At 42.9% G+C, this 17,559-nt stretch carries 12 protein-coding genes; 3 read left to right on the top strand and 9 right to left on the bottom strand.

Going from position 1 to position 17,559, the window contains the following annotated elements:
* Window positions 1–154 precede the first annotated feature (154 nt).
* Entirely contained in the window at window positions 155–2,551 is a 2,397-nt protein-coding gene (locus tag OEG80_RS12650) for an HD domain-containing protein (RefSeq protein WP_263241125.1), read from the bottom strand.
* A 661-nt stretch (window positions 2,552–3,212) separates the two neighbouring features.
* Window positions 3,213–4,046: a hypothetical protein gene (locus tag OEG80_RS12645; protein WP_263241124.1), complete on the bottom strand. Its 834-nt coding sequence runs from the start codon at window positions 4,044–4,046 to the stop codon at window positions 3,213–3,215.
* A gap of 239 nt (window positions 4,047–4,285) precedes the next feature.
* Between OEG80_RS12645 and OEG80_RS12640 the strand changes: the two genes are divergently transcribed.
* Window positions 4,286–5,470, top strand: coding sequence for a MalY/PatB family protein (locus OEG80_RS12640; RefSeq protein ID WP_263241122.1), 1,185 nt, complete (start codon window positions 4,286–4,288; stop codon window positions 5,468–5,470).
* A 128-nt stretch (window positions 5,471–5,598) separates the two neighbouring features.
* Here OEG80_RS12640 and OEG80_RS12635 read toward each other — a convergent pair whose 3' ends face one another.
* The 3 genes from OEG80_RS12635 to OEG80_RS12625 all read right to left on the bottom strand — a co-directional run bounded on the left by OEG80_RS12635 (window position 5,599) and on the right by OEG80_RS12625 (window position 10,985).
* Window positions 5,599–7,167: an FGGY-family carbohydrate kinase gene (locus tag OEG80_RS12635; protein WP_263241121.1), complete on the bottom strand. Its 1,569-nt coding sequence runs from the start codon at window positions 7,165–7,167 to the stop codon at window positions 5,599–5,601.
* Between the two features lie 180 nt (window positions 7,168–7,347).
* On the bottom strand, window positions 7,348–9,003 hold the full coding sequence (locus OEG80_RS12630; RefSeq protein WP_263241119.1) for a glycerol-3-phosphate dehydrogenase/oxidase: 1,656 nt from the start codon (window positions 9,001–9,003) through the stop codon (window positions 7,348–7,350).
* Between the two features lie 230 nt (window positions 9,004–9,233).
* Window positions 9,234–10,985, bottom strand: coding sequence for an FAD-binding oxidoreductase (locus OEG80_RS12625; RefSeq protein WP_263241118.1), 1,752 nt, complete (start codon window positions 10,983–10,985; stop codon window positions 9,234–9,236).
* Between the two features lie 256 nt (window positions 10,986–11,241).
* On the opposite strand from OEG80_RS12625, the gene guaA reads away from it, so the two are divergent.
* Window positions 11,242–12,837, top strand: a complete 1,596-nt coding sequence (gene guaA, locus OEG80_RS12620; RefSeq protein ID WP_263241117.1) for a glutamine-hydrolyzing GMP synthase — start codon at window positions 11,242–11,244, stop codon at window positions 12,835–12,837.
* 65 nt (window positions 12,838–12,902) lie between these two features.
* On the opposite strand, the gene OEG80_RS12615 is transcribed toward guaA, so the two are convergent.
* The 4 genes from OEG80_RS12615 to OEG80_RS12600 all read right to left on the bottom strand — a co-directional run bounded on the left by OEG80_RS12615 (window position 12,903) and on the right by OEG80_RS12600 (window position 16,556).
* A complete protein-coding gene (locus OEG80_RS12615; RefSeq protein ID WP_263241115.1) occupies window positions 12,903–13,799 on the bottom strand; it encodes a hypothetical protein in 897 nt (298 codons plus the stop codon).
* A gap of 285 nt (window positions 13,800–14,084) precedes the next feature.
* Window positions 14,085–15,089, bottom strand: a complete 1,005-nt coding sequence (locus tag OEG80_RS12610; RefSeq protein WP_263241113.1) for a YhdH/YhfP family quinone oxidoreductase — start codon at window positions 15,087–15,089, stop codon at window positions 14,085–14,087.
* Between the two features lie 86 nt (window positions 15,090–15,175).
* A complete protein-coding gene (locus OEG80_RS12605) occupies window positions 15,176–16,153 on the bottom strand; it encodes a zinc-binding dehydrogenase (RefSeq protein WP_263241112.1) in 978 nt (325 codons plus the stop codon).
* A 148-nt stretch (window positions 16,154–16,301) separates the two neighbouring features.
* A complete protein-coding gene (locus OEG80_RS12600) occupies window positions 16,302–16,556 on the bottom strand; it encodes a DUF2798 domain-containing protein (RefSeq protein WP_149409088.1) in 255 nt (84 codons plus the stop codon).
* 252 nt (window positions 16,557–16,808) lie between these two features.
* Between OEG80_RS12600 and OEG80_RS12595 the strand changes: the two genes are divergently transcribed.
* Complete coding sequence (locus OEG80_RS12595) at window positions 16,809–17,528, top strand: aspartate/glutamate racemase family protein (protein WP_263241110.1); 720 nt, start codon at window positions 16,809–16,811, stop codon at window positions 17,526–17,528.
* Window positions 17,529–17,559 lie beyond the last annotated feature (31 nt).

Here is a 17,559-nt window from a genome sequence, read left to right as displayed (position 1 = left end):
AATTTTAAAAGGAAGTTTCCATATAAGGCTCTATAGTGATTTGTACTTGAAAACTCAAAGTAGTTTCTAACCCAATCTAGCCTACCAGTTTTAGTATCGCCAGAAACTTTAACAAATGAGAAGTCAGTGTAAAAACCGTTTAAAAGCTTTTTTTCTATAGTAGGAGTATCATGAAATGGAATGATTTGATTTGAATTGAAGTTGGCTTGGATTTCACTATAGTTTGCTTATCTACTAGAGATATACCTTGTCTTGAAAACAAAAAAGCACTAATGTAGCTATCTTTATGTCTACCAATTTCCCAGTTCAACTTTCTCAAAATTAAAGTTTTCTTGATAGTATTTTCGATGCTAATAAAGTCTGTTTTACTAAAGCTTTCAAAGAAATTCTCTATGAGTTTCTTTGTTACATCTTTACTTACTTTGCTTATAAAACTTGCGTTAGAGTAAGTAAGGCTATTTCTTTGTATATCAAGCGGTACTTGCCCGTCTTGGTCATAAACTACTACAGTTGGATCTTCTGGAGTAAGTATTTGATTTCCTCTATCCCAGAGGAATTTTATGTTGCTATTGTATTTAACTGAATTGATAAATATACCATTGCACACTAATACTGAGAAATATTTGTTTGAATGATATTCACTATCTTTAGTTTCAAAACCTTCGTATGACCAAACTACATCGTCAAGTCCTTCAGTTTCAACTCTAAACCAGTTAGTACCTTGTAAATTACTTCTAGATTGTGGAACAACTATATTTTGTTCCAAGAACTTTGTATGTTTCTCATTAGAATCATTAACCTTAATTAAACTTCTCTTTACTTTAGGCACTGATAAACAGTACCAATCCCAAGATTTTGGATTTTTGCTTAAATTACAAACAATATTTTTACTTGTCTTAATAGATACCTTAGTACCTACGTGACAATCAGTATGAGATATAGTGACAGACTTACTTCCTCGACTGCATCGAAACTTCAAACCTTTATTTTCTGGACAGCTTATGTGTCTGGTTTCAACCTCTAATTCATCACCCAATAGGTAGGCTGCTAACAATCCGATACCAAATCTTCCTGTACGGTGAATATCAGAGCTACCTTCAGTTTCATGAGTTTTTTTCCATCTATCACTATTTCTAAAGGAAGCACCGATATTTAAGAAATAGTTTTCGATAATATCAAGTGTCATGCCTACACCGTAATCCTCTACAATTACTTCACCATAATCTCCATGCTCAATTACTGAAACGCATACATCAAAGTCTTCAGGTTTTTCGATGACAATTTTTTGCTGTTTTTTGCTTATATCTTCAAGCTCTAAACAGGCATCTACTGAATTTTGTACTAATTCTCTAATACCAATTTCTGGTTTGTTCCCATATAAAGGTGCAATAAGTAGTTCCATCATTTCAGAATCAGCAGTTCGAAATTTGAGAACCTTAGGGATAAATTCAGGTTTTTTATTTCTAGTATATTCATTGATATCATCTAATGAAGAGCGTAGGCGACGAATATTGATACCTAGATTAGCCATCTTATCGTACCTTCCATAAACCTCGCCCAGCACAGCCCAAACCTCATCCAGCTCTCTTTGGATGTCAGTGAAAAGCCATCTCAAGTCTTCGAAAAGAATCGCATCTTGAGGTTCAGCATCTATAAATAAAGCTTCTGGATCTTCATCGGCATGATTGATTTCGAGAATAGCATCATGCTTTTTCCACTCACCTTTTGATATAGGGCTAATCAACGATTTAACATTTAATAGTTGAGAAGGCGCTCTAGTTGCTTGTACCTGAATATAGTCCGAGATACGTAATACGGACATCAAGAATGGAACGTGGCAACCAAGATGCTCTCTTTTCTTCTTTGTATTAAGAGCATCTACGGCTTGCCTTAGAGATATATTATGACTTTTAGCAATGAACCCACACAAATCTAAAAAATGTCGTCTTGGTTCTTCCGCTAGCTTGAGAGTTTTTCCATCAGTTCCTGGTACACCATTAAACACGATCTCGTGTGCTATTCGAGCATGATGCCTTCTAATAAACTCACCAATCAATAGTTTATCTCTAGTCGTAAGATCTATTTTATTATCTGGAATATCACTGACAGGTTTAGAGTCATTGAAAATAGACTTGAGCTTATCAGAGTTAAAACGTTTAGCTTCTGCGATATAGTCAGACCACATCTCACTCCATTTAGGATCGGTACTAAAATATTGAGATTTAATTGAAGGATAAGTATCTGTTATCAGAGAATAGAACCCATCTTCTGTAATATGCATTGCGCAATCATGAAGTAAGACGGAAATTATCATTGCTGATACGTCTTCGGGTGTTATGGTATCCCAGCTTTCATCTGTAATAATACTTTCAGCTGTCGCTAAGACTTCATTCAAATGTATGAAACTATGATCAGTGTACTCAGGAAAAAACACTGTTGTATTTGCATCTAGCCAAGGTTTAAGATTGTTTACGCTTGTTAAAGTAAAAGAGTTGATACCAGAATCTTGTTCTAGTCTTTCTTTCATTCTATTCGGGATATTTAATGACACTAAGATTCCTTAATTTTTACTGATTTTAATTATAAAGTCATAAATTTATGTTCTGTTGAGCTGTTATAAGTTTGCAGCTGATTTATTATTCAATCTATTGTAGCAAAGAGAACCAAAGTTGACTTGAATATTAGCTACTAAGGGTTTCAAAAAAACGCGATAGTTAGTCTCAATTTTAGAGCTTGCCACGAAGGCGCGTTTTAGCCCTGATATGAGAGCCGTAAAAAAATTGCACTGCAATTTTAGGCTTGCAAGTGAAACTCTCTTAAATGAGAGTTTCTTAAGGCTATCCTGCTTGAATAGGCGTGTTGCGAAGGCTAGGTTTTGGGGCAGTCTCGTGACCAAACCTAGCCACAGAAAATCATAGATTTTCTCTTGCGTCAGGGCGAAGCAGTACTTCGCTTGATCCATCCTCACACCTAGATAAGCAGATAATAGCGAATGGCAGGATTGGCTCCCCTTATTACTGCAACGGTTTTACCTTCTAATCCGCAAATTCTAAACTATTCCCAAACCATCTAAAGCCCCAAGCCAAACCCCTAAACCTAGTACCGTAATCTCAAATAGCAAAAACCTCGCAATCGCGAGGTCTTATTATCTTATTGAGTATAGCTGGTGATAATTGCACCAGCGTTAGCAGCTTGGCTCTGATTGATTACTATTATTTAGCTGATTTTTTATAGTAATCAACCATCATAGTACCTAAAGTACCATTGTCATCGATAGTGACGATTCTGACCGTACCTGACTGAGACGCAGTACTGGACTGCACTTGTCCAGCATTACCTAAGACGACTTGATTGTTTTTCGTCGCCATTGCTCCGTTACCGATAGCGATGCTATTCATGCCGCCAGCCATAGATTTATTGCCTAACGCTACCGAGTTTGCACCTTGTGCGGCAGCCGCTTCACCAACTGCGGTAGAGCGTACGCCACTAGCATTGGCTATATGACCGAATGCTTGCGCCCGTTCAGCAGTGGCTTTTGACTGCCAACCGATAGAGGTTGAGCCTAAACCTACGGCATTGGCTTCGCCGCCGACAGCGGTTGCGGAGTTTAGACCTGCATTGGCTTTATTACCGACGGCAACGGTATCATTGCTGCCACCAGCCATAGCGGCTTCACCGACTGCGGTAGAGCGAACACCGCCAGCATTGGCGAGATGACCAAAGGCTTGCGCGCGTTCGGCAGTGGCTTTTGATTGCCAACCGATAGAGGTTGAGCCTAGACCTGCGGCATTGGCTTGACCGCCGACAGCCGTAGCAGAATTAAGTCCTGCATTGGCCATATTACCGATTGCAACGGTATCATTGCTGCCGCCAGCAGTGGCTGTATTGCCAAGAGCGAGGGCAGTAGTGTTTGCGGTGGTTTGTGCATTTGACGTTTGATAGTCAGCGCCTGTTGCCATAGTCGTGCATGAAGCGGTGGCAGCGATGGCTAAAGTAAGGGCACACGTTTTGAGTGCTAAGTTTGGTAAAAAGTCCATTCTCATCATGCTAAATCCTTTTAGACAAGCCATCTTGGCTTAGTAGGGGGTTTGGGTAAAAGCTGATAGATCACAATCCTTGCAATATCAGCGTACTTTGGCATAAATAACTTGATCATATGTAGAGTCCGCAACATTAATGTAACACTAATTTTTAGCCATTATTCAAATAATGATGATGTTATTTTTTTAAATATCATTTAAGCCGACGGATGAACAGTTATAATATAAAGCAATCGTAAAGGGGAATGCTGGTGCTGTACAACTTTGATCAAATAATAGACAGACGTGATACGGGGTCGTTTAAATGGCATTATACCGATGACACGATTCCGCTATGGGTCGCGGATATGGACTTTAAGACCGTCCAGCCTATTTTAAAGGCGATTGAACAAGTAACGCAGCATGGCATATTGGGTTACACCGTGCCGACCGAGCCATTGTATCAAGCGATTATCGACTGGCATGGCAGTCGTTATGACTTGTGGCTGGATAAGCAGGATATCCTGTTTTCTCCGGGTGTCGTGCCAAGTTTGGTGCTGATGATACAAGTATTTACTGAGGCAGGGGATGCGGTACTCATCAATAACCCTATCTATACGCCTTTTATGACCAAGGTTTTAGACAATGATCGTAAGCTGGTGACTTCTGCATTACAGGAGGTTGAGGGACGATATCATCTGGATTTAGTCGATATCGAAGCCAAAATTGTCGAGCATAAAGTTAAGCTGTATTTGTTCTGCAATCCGCATAATCCGGGCGGGCGGGTATGGACAGCGGATGAGCTTGAAGCGCTGCTTTTCATCTGCAAAAAGCACGATGTGGCGATTGTGAGTGATGAGATTCATCAAGATTTAACTTTGAGTGGGCATACATTCACGCCTTTTTTAACCCTAGCAACAGGCTACGAGCACAAAGTAGTCAGCCTAACTTCGATGACCAAAACCTTTAATATTGCCGGTATCAAAGGCTCGATGATATTTGCTAAAGACAGCGCATTACTGAGTAAAATTAACCAGCAGCAGCGTTTAAGTGACGAGCATGAGCTAAACTTATTTGCTTATACAGCGATGCGTAGTGCTTATGAGCAAGGTGACGAGTGGTTGGCGCAGGCGCTGACTTATATCGAAGCCAATATTGACTTAACCCTGCAATTTTTAGAAGAGCATTTACCTAAGATTAAGGTGATGCGTCCAGAAGCTTCGTATTTGATTTGGCTAGATTGTTCGGCATATGCGCAAGACGATCAAATGCTTTATGACAAATTGAGAGCTGCTAAGGTTGAGCTGAGTGCAGGGATTAAATATGGTGGTGAAGGCCATCTTAAAATGCGCCTTAATGTGGCGTGTCCTAAAGCGCTGCTGATAGAAGGGCTAAGCCGTATGCAAACAGCATTAAATAGCGATGTTTTTAATATAGTCGATTCAATTTAAAAAGAATACGGTGCTGCTGGGATAAATTTTGCGAAGCCTCTGGAGTGCGAAGTGCACAGCAAGCGAGGAAAGTTTATCCCAGCATAACGCTATTTTTAACATGCCTCTTTTATATTGAACTGACTGTATTACTTAGCTGGATAACCTGTAATATCTTGAATGCTTTGATATAAAGGTTTTAAGCGCTCATACATTTTGAGATAAACCTCATTATAAAGGCGTTTGTAGAGCTGGACATTGGCTTCGATAGGTAAGAATCCATCACCCAAATGGGTCATGGCCTGAGTTGCGGTTAAATGGTCGGGATAAACGCCAAGTCCCACCGCACAATTGATAGCAGCGCCTAAGCCTGAGGCTTCATAAGTATGCGGTCGATAAGCGGGCATACCGAAGATATCTGCCGTCAGTTGCATCGCTGAGTCACTTTGGGAACCACCGCCAGACACACGCAGATGTTTAATGGCTTTGCCTGTACGCTTCTCAATGGTATCAAAACCAAGCTTTAGCTCATAAGCCAGCCCTTCTAAAATAGCGCGGTAGACATGCGCTCGCGTATGTACATCACCAAAACCAATAAGCGCACCTTTGCCTTCAAGACCCGGATGACGAACACCGGGCGACCAGTACGGCTGCATCATCAAACCCATACAGCCTGCTGGAATGTCTTTGACTGCCTTGTCGAGTAGTTTTTCAGTATCAACACCCTGCGTTTTTGCCAGTTGCTCTTCATACTGGGCAAATTGCTCTTTAAACCAGCTAACCATCCAAAAGCCGCGATAAATCATATACTCATGATTGTAGTAATTTGGCGCGGCGGCAGTATAAGCGGGCATGTGCTTGAGTATCTCAATATAACGGCTCGACGTGGTATTGATAGTCGCAGTAGTGCCAAAGCTTAAGCAGGCGGTATCGGCGGCAAGTCCGGCGGAACCCAACGCTTCGCAAGCTTTATCACTGGCGGCAGCAATCATTGGCGTGCCTTCAAGAATACCAGTAGCGGCGGCAGCGTGAGCGGTAATATGACCAAGTAGCTGCCCCGGTGCAATGAGTCTAGGCATTTGCTCTAGTCGACAACTGAACAGTCGCCATTTGATGTTGTTTGGCTTAAACCATGCTTGCGCTTTGTAATCGTAAGGCAGGTAGCCTAAGGCATGACCAGTAGAGTCGGCAATCTCGCCTGTGAGCTGATAGGTGAGGTACGCTGATAAATTGACATAATAGGCTGTTTTCTCCCATATTTCCGACTCATGATGCGCAAGCCAATTACAGCGTGCTTTTTGCTGTGCCTCTTGTACCAGATCGCCCATACCGATGACTTTGGTGAGTGGACCTAGAAAGCCTATGTCATTGTTCTCGCCGCGACGCAAATCCATCCATACAATGGCTGGACGTAGCGGTTGTTTATCCTTGTCCAAACATATCATGGTATAGCGCTGGGTGGCGAGACTGACGCCGGCAATTTGCGCTGGCGTGATATCGCAATTTTGCCACAACTGCTGACAGGCCTCGCTTAATTTTTGCCAATAATAGTCGGCATGCTGCTCGGCAAAATTAGGCTGCTTAGAGAAGTACGGCTCGATAGGAACGCGTGCTTTGGCTATCTCGGTGCCGAATTGATCAAAGATAAGCGCTCTTACACTTTGGGTGCCATTATCGATGGCTAAGAAATAAATAGGCGCATCAAAGTTGTCGGTCATAGTCATCCTTAACTATGTGGGAATATAGGTTGAAGCTAACTTAGAGTATCAAGCGGAACGGGTATTAATTTTTCTAGCTTGCTGTGCCTACGCCGACAGAGGCTGAAAAAATTCATCCCAGTTCCGCCATATCTTTTCAACAATGTGTTTAGTATAGATAAATTAGGATATAAAAAAGCGCTAAGCCGCAGGCAGATAATAGTAGCGTTGCCATAAGGCTTGATAACGGTCAGCCTCTTGCTGCCATTTTTGCTCATCCCAGCCTAGCTCCTGCTGACATATTTGCTTGACTCGCTGACTGATTAGCGGGGTCATCGCACCATTGGGCAATATAAGACCCAAGCGCGTGCGTCGTAGTAATAAATCATCTAAATGAATAACCTGCTCATAGCGAGCAGCAAAGCGAATCTCCGCCCAAATAGTGTTGCTATCGGTCACATAAGCCAAGTCATCATCATGAGCCAGCTCTAACAAAGTATCGAGCTGTAGGCCATAAAAACCTTTTAAGCGCTGTTGTAATGGTAGCGGCAGGGCAGTAAATTTAGGATTGATTGAGGTTTGCTTGCTAAAAACTTGGCTACTATATAACACATTATCTTGAGTAGCTGATTCATCGAGTTCGAGTACCTTTTGACAGACTTTTAGCACATCAAGGGCGATTAGGCGAAAGGTGGTTAATTTGCCACCGCTTACAGTGACCAGATTATTATCCAACCAGACGCTATGATCGCGTTTTTCCTTACTAGGACTGACGCGCTTACCATCATTGCCATCAGAAATCAGTGGACGCACGCCTGCCCATGAGCTGATGACATCCTTGCGGCTAATATCTACATCATCAAAAAGATCGTTGGTCGCGGTCAACAGATAGTCCACCTCAGCATTGGTAATGCCGACTTCTGTATCATCTAAGGGTGGATGGTCCAAATCTGTAGTACCAAGAACGGTTCGGTTCTCCCACGGAAAGACAAAGATTGCTCTTTTATCGACAGGATGCAAAAAGGTATACGCTTGATTGAGCGGTAGGCGCTCTTGACTAACCACCAAATGACTGCCACGCGATGGACGAATTTGCTTATGAAAGGTTTGTTCCGTTTGCTGACTGGCTTGCATCCGTAACGTATCTGCCCAAGCACCCGTGGCACTGACCACGACTTTGGCCTGAACGTCGTAAGTATGGGTGCTATGTTGAGGCGAGGTGTCTTTTAGAGTAGCCCCCACCACTAAGCCTTGTTCAGTGGTTATGAGTGATTCTGCTTTAAGATAGTTAATCGCGTGCGCACCATCATGAATAGCTTCGTCCAATACCCGCATCACGAGCCGTGAGTCATCGGTCACAGCATCACTAAATTGACTGGCACCCAAAAACTTATCTTGTTTAATATGAGGGTTAAGGCTAAGAAAGGCGTCTTTTTCAAAGTACTTAAAGTAGTGCTTACCCGCGAGCTTATCATATACCCTAAGCAGATTATTAAATATCCATGGCGGTGGAAACTTGCCTTTGTAATGAGGCATGACATAGTGCATCTCATTAACGAGACCACTCGCTTCATTCAGCATGCGTTCACGCTCGCGTACGCTGTGCAGTGTCGTCTTGAAATCGCCCGAGGCAATGTAACGTAGCCCGCCATGTACCATTTTGCTTGAGCGGCTGGAGGTGCCCCAAGCGAAGTCTTTTTGCTCAATTAATAGGACTGCTAAGCCGCGCCTTGCTGCTTCGCGAGCAATACCAGCACCAGTGATCCCGCCACCGATGATGAGCATATCCCATGGTTCAGAACGAGACAGTGGTGCTAATGCTTGCTGGCGTTGTTGATGTTGATTAGCTCGGTTCATAGACGACTCATTTTAATTGTTATTTAATTTCAACTATGTATGTTATCCAAATAATCTAATTCATAGTCGTTACTAAATAAAATAAATACACTATATTATAATGCGCGACTGGTATTAATTTTCCTTGCGTGCTGTGCCTACGCCGACAGAGGCTGCGAAAAATCAATGCCAGCCGCGCTGTAACGCTCTTAAACCAAACTAACTATAAACAAGGTTTTTGAGTAAAGTTATTATTCAATCAAAACACCCGGATTCATACGCTGCTCAGGGTCCAGACTTTTAAGCATATCACGGGTAACCTGAATACCTAGCTTACCCTTTTCAGCAGTGAGGTAAGGGGCATGGTCACGGCCGACACCATGCTGGTGCGATATTGTCGCTTTGCCATTTGCCAGACTTGAGCTGGCAGCATGCTTGATTTTTTGCCAGCGACTTAAGGTACTGGTGTGATCTCTAGCCGCTCTAAAGAAGTAGGTGGTATAAAGGCTAGCACCTTGCTTATAAACGTGTGAGATATGCGTAAATGCCATCACGGCTTCGCCTTCGTCTGCCAGTGCAGTTTGCACCGCTGCTTGCATCTGCTGCATTTGCTCGTCGATATTATGCCAATTGGTCGCGGTCTCAAAGGTATCCACCATGATGCCTTTCTCCCACAAAGTACCGCGCAAATATGGAAATTTAAAACGCCCATGTGACCATATCTTACCCATCAGATTGGCAAGCTTGCCACTGATACCCCCATGCTGCTTTAATAGATTTTTGAACTGCGTCAGTGCCAGCGCATTCTGTGCTTTATCACCTGATACGCCATAAGTCAGCATGACTTTTTGTGAACCTAATCCGCGAGCTTTTAGATAGGTATTAATGGCTAAAAATTGACTTGGTGACGTGCCCAAATGTAGGTGAGCATCAGTCTCGACCGCATTGCTCAGACGCAGCATGGATAAGCGAATATTACTCTGCACGGCTTGTCTAAGCACTTCTTTACCCGCTTCCCAATTGGGTAAAAACACCACCTTAAAGAGCTCTTCTTCCGGTTGCGACTGCACGCGCATTTTAACTTCGGTAAAAATACCGGCGCGGCCTTCAGTACCCAACATCATTTCACGCAGATCAGGCCCTGCTGCTGACGCTGGAATATCAGCGATATTGAGTACCCCCTGCGGCGTGACCAAAGTACCACCAGCAAACATCTGCTCGATACGTCCGTAACCTAAAGACTGCTGACCGCTAGAGCGTGCTGCAATCCAGCCGCCAAGCGTCGATAATTCCCACGACTGCGGATAATGTCCCAAACGGTAACCGTGAGCATTTAATTGCGCCTCGACTGCTGGACCTTGTGTCCCTGCGCCAAAAGTAGCAATTTGGCTCTCTATATCCAAGTCAATCAGCTGATCCATCCTACTCATAGCGATAGTCAATACAGGGCGTGAACCCTTTTGCGGATTGATATGACCAGCGACTGAGGTACCACCGCCAAAAGGAATGACGATCAGGTCGTACTCGCTGGCTAGTTTTAATAAGGTTTCGACATCAGCGGTTGATTGCGGATGCGCCACGCCATCAGGAAAAACCTCAAAGTCGCCGCCGTGCATGGCTATCCAATCCGGAAAGCTTTGACCACGGGCGTGTCTTAGTCTTACTTCGTTATCGACAGATACAGTATCAAGCTCAATCATAGCAGCAGGTAAGCGTGATTTTGGAACGGTTTTGAGCACCTTTTGTAAGCTGACAGAAGACAGTTTTTTAGTTTTACCGATATGGGATTTGATCAGTTTTGCGCCATGTGGCGAGACTTTTTTATTGATACTGACATTGCCCCAACCATTCCAGCGCGTTTGTTCTATAGGTGTGTTGGCAGGTGTAGTGACGGACGTATCTATTTTGGAGAGCGTATCTAAACTAGTATTATCAATAGGAGAGGTCGTTGAGATAGAGGCAGTTTTAGACGTTTTACGCATAAAGGATTTAATTTTGCTCATAGTAAATTTAACCTATCTATTTATAATCACGGTTTGAGTGTCGCTACTGTGGCTATCTCATTGTCCATAATCAGGCAATGAGGATATTATTCTTTATCGAATTAGCATATCACAAATGATCTGCTTATTTGATATATGCTAAACATTAGTAGAATAATTCAAAAATAGACAATAATAAACGCATATCTAACCGCCACTACATTCGTGAAACTTGTTAAAATAGCGCACCAATTTATTTATTGATGGACACTACGTTATGACAACTGCTGCCAACGTTCCTACTATTAAAGAAGATCGCATCTTAATTCTCGATTTTGGCTCACAGTACAGCCAGCTTATCGCCCGCCGTGTCCGTGATTCAGGCGTATTCTGTGAGATGTTTCCTTATGATATCGACACTCAGCGCATTATCGATTTTGGCGCAAAAGGCGTTATCTTATCTGGCGGTCCTGAGAGCGTCCACGCAGATGACAGCCCACGCATCAATGATGCCGTATTTGATCTAGGCGTACCAGTATTGGGTATCTGCTATGGTATGCAAGCGATGGCAGATCGCTTCGGTGGTAAAGTTCATGCTAGTGATATCCATGAATTTGGCGCAGCAACCATCAATATCGATGGCAAATCAACGCTGACTGATGGTATCGAAGACGCAGCAGCGAAGCTAAATGTGTGGATGAGTCATGGCGATAAAGTGGTGGATGCCCCACAAGGTTTCGATATCGTTGCCAGCACGCCAAGCTGCCCGATTGCGATCATGGCAGATGATTCGCGCCACTATTATGGGCTACAGTTCCATCCTGAAGTGACGCATACTGCACAAGGTCAGGCATTGCTAGGACGTTTTGTCCATCAAATCTGTGACTGCGCGGGTAGCTGGACGCCTGATAACATCATCGATATGCGTATCGAGCAACTGAAAAAGCAAATCGGTGATAAGCAAGTATTGCTCGGTCTTTCAGGTGGTGTAGACAGCTCAGTTGTCGCAGCATTGTTGCATAAAGCGATTGGCGACCAATTAACTTGTGTGTTTGTCGATACTGGTCTCTTGCGTTTGCACGAAGGCGACCAAGTGATGCAAATCTTCGCAGAAAATATGGGCGTAAAAGTCATTCGTGTTGATGCGGAAGAGCTATTCTTAACCGCATTGGCTGGCGAGTCTGATCCTGAAGCCAAGCGCAAAATCATCGGTAAAACCTTTATTGATGTATTCGCTAATAGTGCCCGTGAAGTGAGCGAGCAGAGCGATGGTAAAGTCATCGAATTCTTAGCGCAAGGTACGATTTATCCAGACGTGATTGAATCAGCTAAATCGCATCAAGGTAAAGCGCACGTCATTAAGAGTCATCATAACGTTGGTGGTTTGCCAGATGATTTGGCGTTTGAATTGGTTGAGCCGTTGCGTGATTTGTTTAAAGATGAAGTGCGTAAATTGGGTATTACCCTTGGTTTACCTGCGAAGATGATCAACCGTCATCCGTTCCCAGGACCGGGTTTGGGCGTGCGTATCTTGGGCGAAGTCACCAAAGAGTTTGCCGATATCCTGCGCTCAGCCGATGCTATCTTTATGGAAGAGCTTGAGCGTTCAGGCTGGTATGAGAAGACTGCGCAAGCGTTTGCGGTATTCCAACCGATTAAATCAGTCGGCGTGGTCGGTGATGGTCGCCGCTATGCGTGGGTGATTGCGCTACGTGCGGTTGAGACTGTGGATTTTATGACTGCGCGCTTTGCGCATCTGCCATATGATTTGATTGAGAAGGTATCGAATCGCATTATGAATGAAATCGCTGAAGTTTCACGCGTGACTTATGATGTATCGAGCAAGCCACCTGCGACGATTGAGTGGGAATAATTCTCCGCTTGATATTCAGATGAAATAAAAAAAGCACTCAACTTGGTTGGGTGCTTTTTTATTACTTACCTTCGGTACAGTCCTTTAATTATTTGTACTGACTTTTCAAAGTCACTATTATAAAAATAAGCATTCTTTTTGTTATTATTAATTTTCCATTGATTAAACTCAGCTCTATCATTATCGAAACCGAAGTATGTTACTTTAGCTTTTGAGTTGCCAAGTATGCTCCAAATATGCTTGTCTATTTCATGAACGCGTACACCTACTACAAAAATGTTAGACGATTTATTAACTTGTTCTTTCCACATCTCATATTGGTTTTGAACGTAATCAGGACTAATCCTTACAGCTTTTCCTTCAGCAAACATTGCAATGGCAGGAGCTACACTATCTTCTTGCTTGCACTTATTAATAGTATCGATTTGATTTAATGGCTTAATAGGGGCTTGTATATCAGCTATACCACTATTGTAAAAATTACAGTTTTTTAGCATTCCTTTAGGAATATCTGGCCAAAAGTTACTTGAACCATGAATCTTTAGAAGTCTAACTCCTCCCTGATGGTATTCAGATGAATAAGTCGTAAACAAACCTAGTTTGGCTGCTGATAATTCGAAAAGAAGATCGTAGTTTAAACTGCTATAAACAACTCTCTGGCAACCTAACTCTCTTATAAGTCTCAAATATACGTTAGATTCTGTTGGTTTAAAGTGAGCTAAATAGTAGGCTAACTCTCTTTGAAATGACATTATGTTCTTATTGGAATATTTGAAATACTCTGCCATTCCATCTTCAAAGTTATTCTCAAAAAGATGCTTTATATATTCTGGTAAAGTCGCCGCCACTCCACCCCTTTTTACTAAATCATTAAATAAGCCATTACCGAGAGGTGGTGCATAAGGTTCAACACCAACACTACCAAAACTAGCACCTGCCCCTAATAATACAACTACAGCCATTAAAGCCTCCTTAGAAGATAATCTTTTTTATCAATTTAGGAAATCATTATAGTTGATGTTAAAAAGGCCATGTTATTTTACTGATAAGCCTTGATATAACTTCTTTCAAATGAAAAAACAGCAGCACCCTAAAATATAGAATGCTGCCATTGCTTATAATTCTGAATCTAATAATTAATAAAGCCTTCAAAAGCACCTTACCTTTCTTCTCGACCTGCTTTTTTTCATCAACCGCTTTTAGGTATCTGGTAAATAAAAATTCTTTTAAAGCAACTTGATTAAAGGTTAACCCCGCACATTCACCACATAACGCCCAATCGTCTTACTCGCCATAAAGCGATCTAAGTATTCCGGCGTTTGCTCAAGCGTAATCTCTTCACCATAACTTTCTAAATTAGGCAGTTTCATATCAGTCGCGACGCGCTGCCAAATCGCCTTTTTATCTGCTAGTGGAATATAGACCGAATCGATACCCAATAATGACACCGCACGGGTGATAAAAGGTATCACTGACATCGAAAAATCAGCGCCGCTCGCCAAACCACAACTGGTCACCGCGCCGCCAGCTTTGGTTTGCTTTAGCAGATTGGGTAAGTAGTCGCCACCGATGGTATCAATAGCATTTGCCCATAGCTCACGACCGGCAGGTTTATCTCCGACCTCGTTAATGGTATCGCGATGACGGACTTCACTTGCACCAAGCTCTTTTAGATAGTTACTTTGCTCAGGTTTGCCAGAGAAGGCGATGATGTCATAGCCTAGCTGACTTAAAATTGCGATGCTGATACTACCGACGCCGCCCGTTGCGCCAGTGACGGCGACTGGACCATCTTCAGGTTTTGCACCCATTTTCTCTAGCTTTTGGATACTCAATGCAGCCGTTAAGCCGCCAGTACCATATATCATCGCTTCTTTTATCGTCAATGAAGACGGGCATTCGACCGCCCAATCGGCAGGTATAGAGATCATTTGACTGAGACCACCATCGGTATCCATACCCAAATCATAACCAAAGACGACGACTTCTTGCCCTTCTGCAAAGGTGCCAGACTTATCACTAACCACCACGCCTGCCGCATCAATACCAGGGGTGTGTGGATAGTTTTTGGTGATTCTTTTATTACCTGATGCCGACATCGCATCTTTAAAGTTCAACGATGAATAATGCACTTCGATTAATAAATCGTTTTCAGGTAAATCACTGACGCTGCGCTGTTGAATACTTTTATTAAAAGTGCCATCAGCATGTTCTTCGACGACCAAAGCTTTAAACGTTGTTTGTTTAGACATAAGGCTATTCCTAATTGGATTTTTTATATAGATATCCATTTGTGAGTAGAGAAAAATGCTCGAAACCTTAAGATATAAAATGAATCTTAAGGTTTTAACAGTACCTTACCGTTTTTTTCTGACTGCATTTTCCCGTCAACTGCTTTTAAGATATCAGCCAAATCAAAGGTCGCTTCAACGGGCAGTTTTAAATTGCCATTGTTAGCACGCTCGATCAGCTCATCAACCAAGCGTTGCTTATTCTCAACGCTCATTTCTTGACTGATTTTGCTGCCCCAAAAGCCTTTAATCGTCGCCTGTTTAAAAATAATGTGGGTTGGATTTAGCACCATTGGTTTGCCTGACATGATGCCAAACGATGCCAATGTGCCACCATGACCCAGTAACGCCAGCAGATCATTACTAGACTCACCACCGATAGAATCAACCGCAGCACTGATTTTTTCATCACCAAGGATGGCTTTTACTTGATCTTTCCAGTCGTCATCTGAGGTGTTGATATTATGCTTGATGCCCAGTGCTTTTAATTCCTCGATAGCATCGCCACTTCTCACGACATTAATGGTGTTAATACCACGTGCGGCAGCTAGCATGGCGAGTGATTTGCCGACCGCGCCATTGGCAGCATTATGGATAACCCACTGACCGCTTTTTAGTTCTAAAAACTCAATCAGCATCAGCGCGCTCAGTGGCATTGCAATCAATTGTGCTGCCATTTCGTCATCTAAGCTGTCGGGCATCGGGAATACCATATCTTCCACAGCGACGAAATACTCTGCCCACGTCGCTTGTACACTGGCGGCTGCGACACGCTGACCGACTTTCAGATTCTTAACATCGCTGCCTACTGCATCGATGATACCGACCGCTTCACTACCGCCGATGGCAGGCATTTCAGGTTTAAAGCCATATTGACCGCGAATGGTTAGTAGGTCATGGTTGTGGATAGAGGCGAGTATCGTTTTGACTCGAACTTCATTGGCTTTAGGCTCTGGAGTAGGGCGGTCGCTGATGCTGAGTACTTCAGTGGGTTTGCCAAAATGATCATAAGTTGCGCTACGCATGATAAATCCTTTTTTTAGTTTTTAGATATTTGTCTAAAGAAGTAAGTTGATGAGTTGATTTGCAACCATCAACAGTAACAACTCTGCTTACCAGTTATCAGTACTTGTTTGGTTAAGGAACGTTGTTATGTACTTATCGTCGTATGACTCAATAAAACTCAATCCGACTAAGCACGTGCTCTTGTACCAGATACGCACAGATATAGGCGCTCGGCCACGCAAAGACAAAGGCCAGTACCCACGAGTGCATTAATTCCATAAAGAAGCCATCGACGAACCCTACTTTAACCAGTAATAGAGCGGATGAGATAATAAGTGACATCATCAGCGCCATCAGACCAGTAAAGATAAGACGGTAGTACTTACGCCGTGCGCGTATTCTGATCATAGGGAAGTTTGCCATAATGTTGAATTTTCCTACATGATAATAGTGAGGCTCAATGAACGATGATGAATAGCATTATGAGGCGTCGTTATTGACTATCATAGCGTATGCTGGTGAGTGGATAAAATCGTTGTTATTAATAGTGATGTTCGTTACATTTTAATGATCGTTATTTTTTTTCTAATAATGAGAATATTCTAAATGTTGGCAAATTGAAGCTGAACTTTTGCTACGATGAGTAAGATTGAAATACATATAAAGAGTAATAGTATGACCGTTCAAAAGCAGCGAACCTTAGGTATCATCGGCGGAATGAGTTGGGAAAGTACCCAAAGCTATTATCGGCTGATTAATGAAGGTATTAAGGCTAAGCTTGGCAACTTACATTCAGCAGACTTATTGATTCATAGTGTCGACTTTGCGCCAATTGGCGAGTTACAAGCCCAAGGCCAGTGGGAAGAGCTGGGTGATGTCATGGTAAACAGTGGTAAGCGCTTACAAGCGGCTGGTGCCCAAGGCTTATTAATTGCGACCAATACCATGCATAAAGTAGCAGAGCAGGTACAAGCGGCGACGAATTTGCCATTGATACATATTGCAGATACGACCGCAGATGCGATTAAGCAGCAAGGTTTAACCAAGATTGCCTTACTCGGTACACAATTCACCATGACTGAGGACTTCTATAAACAGCGTCTGATTGATGCGGGCTTGCAGGTGCTGATACCAGATACCGATGCGCGTGCTGAAGTCCATCGCATCATCTATGATGAGCTGTGCCAAGGACAATTGCTTGCCAGCTCACGGCAATATTATACGCAAGTGATTAATGAGTTAGCGGCACAAGGCGCTGAGGGCGCGATATTAGGCTGTACCGAGATTGGACTGTTAATTAGCCAAGCAGACAGTCCAATCCCCGTGTTTGATACCACCGCTATTCATGCAGCCGCAGCGGTACAGTTTTTGTTAGGTAATGAAGATTTTAGTTAAAGGTAAAACCAGTTTCGGTATTTGCAGTAGT

The sequence above is a fragment of the Psychrobacter sp. SC65A.3 genome (assembly GCF_025642195.1).
Lineage (GTDB): Bacteria > Pseudomonadota > Gammaproteobacteria > Pseudomonadales > Moraxellaceae > Psychrobacter > Psychrobacter cryohalolentis.
Note: the sequence above shows the minus strand (reverse complement) of the source record. Positions and strands in the feature narration are given on the sequence as shown.

Coding starts and splice junctions, on each gene's coding strand:
- OEG80_RS12625 (WP_263241118.1), bottom strand. CDS start 10,985: ATGAGCAAAATTAAATCCTTTATGCGTAAAACGTCTAAAACTGCCTCT.
- OEG80_RS12640 (WP_263241122.1), top strand. CDS start 4,286: ATGCTGGTGCTGTACAACTTTGATCAAATAATAGACAGACGTGATACG.
- OEG80_RS12615 (WP_263241115.1), bottom strand. CDS start 13,799: ATGGCTGTAGTTGTATTATTAGGGGCAGGTGCTAGTTTTGGTAGTGTT.
- OEG80_RS12605 (WP_263241112.1), bottom strand. CDS start 16,153: ATGCGTAGCGCAACTTATGATCATTTTGGCAAACCCACTGAAGTACTC.
- OEG80_RS12635 (WP_263241121.1), bottom strand. CDS start 7,167: ATGACCGACAACTTTGATGCGCCTATTTATTTCTTAGCCATCGATAAT.
- OEG80_RS12600 (WP_149409088.1), bottom strand. CDS start 16,556: ATGGCAAACTTCCCTATGATCAGAATACGCGCACGGCGTAAGTACTAC.
- OEG80_RS12645 (WP_263241124.1), bottom strand. CDS start 4,046: ATGATGAGAATGGACTTTTTACCAAACTTAGCACTCAAAACGTGTGCC.
- OEG80_RS12595 (WP_263241110.1), top strand. CDS start 16,809: ATGACCGTTCAAAAGCAGCGAACCTTAGGTATCATCGGCGGAATGAGT.
- OEG80_RS12610 (WP_263241113.1), bottom strand. CDS start 15,089: ATGTCTAAACAAACAACGTTTAAAGCTTTGGTCGTCGAAGAACATGCT.
- OEG80_RS12630 (WP_263241119.1), bottom strand. CDS start 9,003: ATGAACCGAGCTAATCAACATCAACAACGCCAGCAAGCATTAGCACCA.
- guaA (WP_263241117.1), top strand. CDS start 11,242: ATGACAACTGCTGCCAACGTTCCTACTATTAAAGAAGATCGCATCTTA.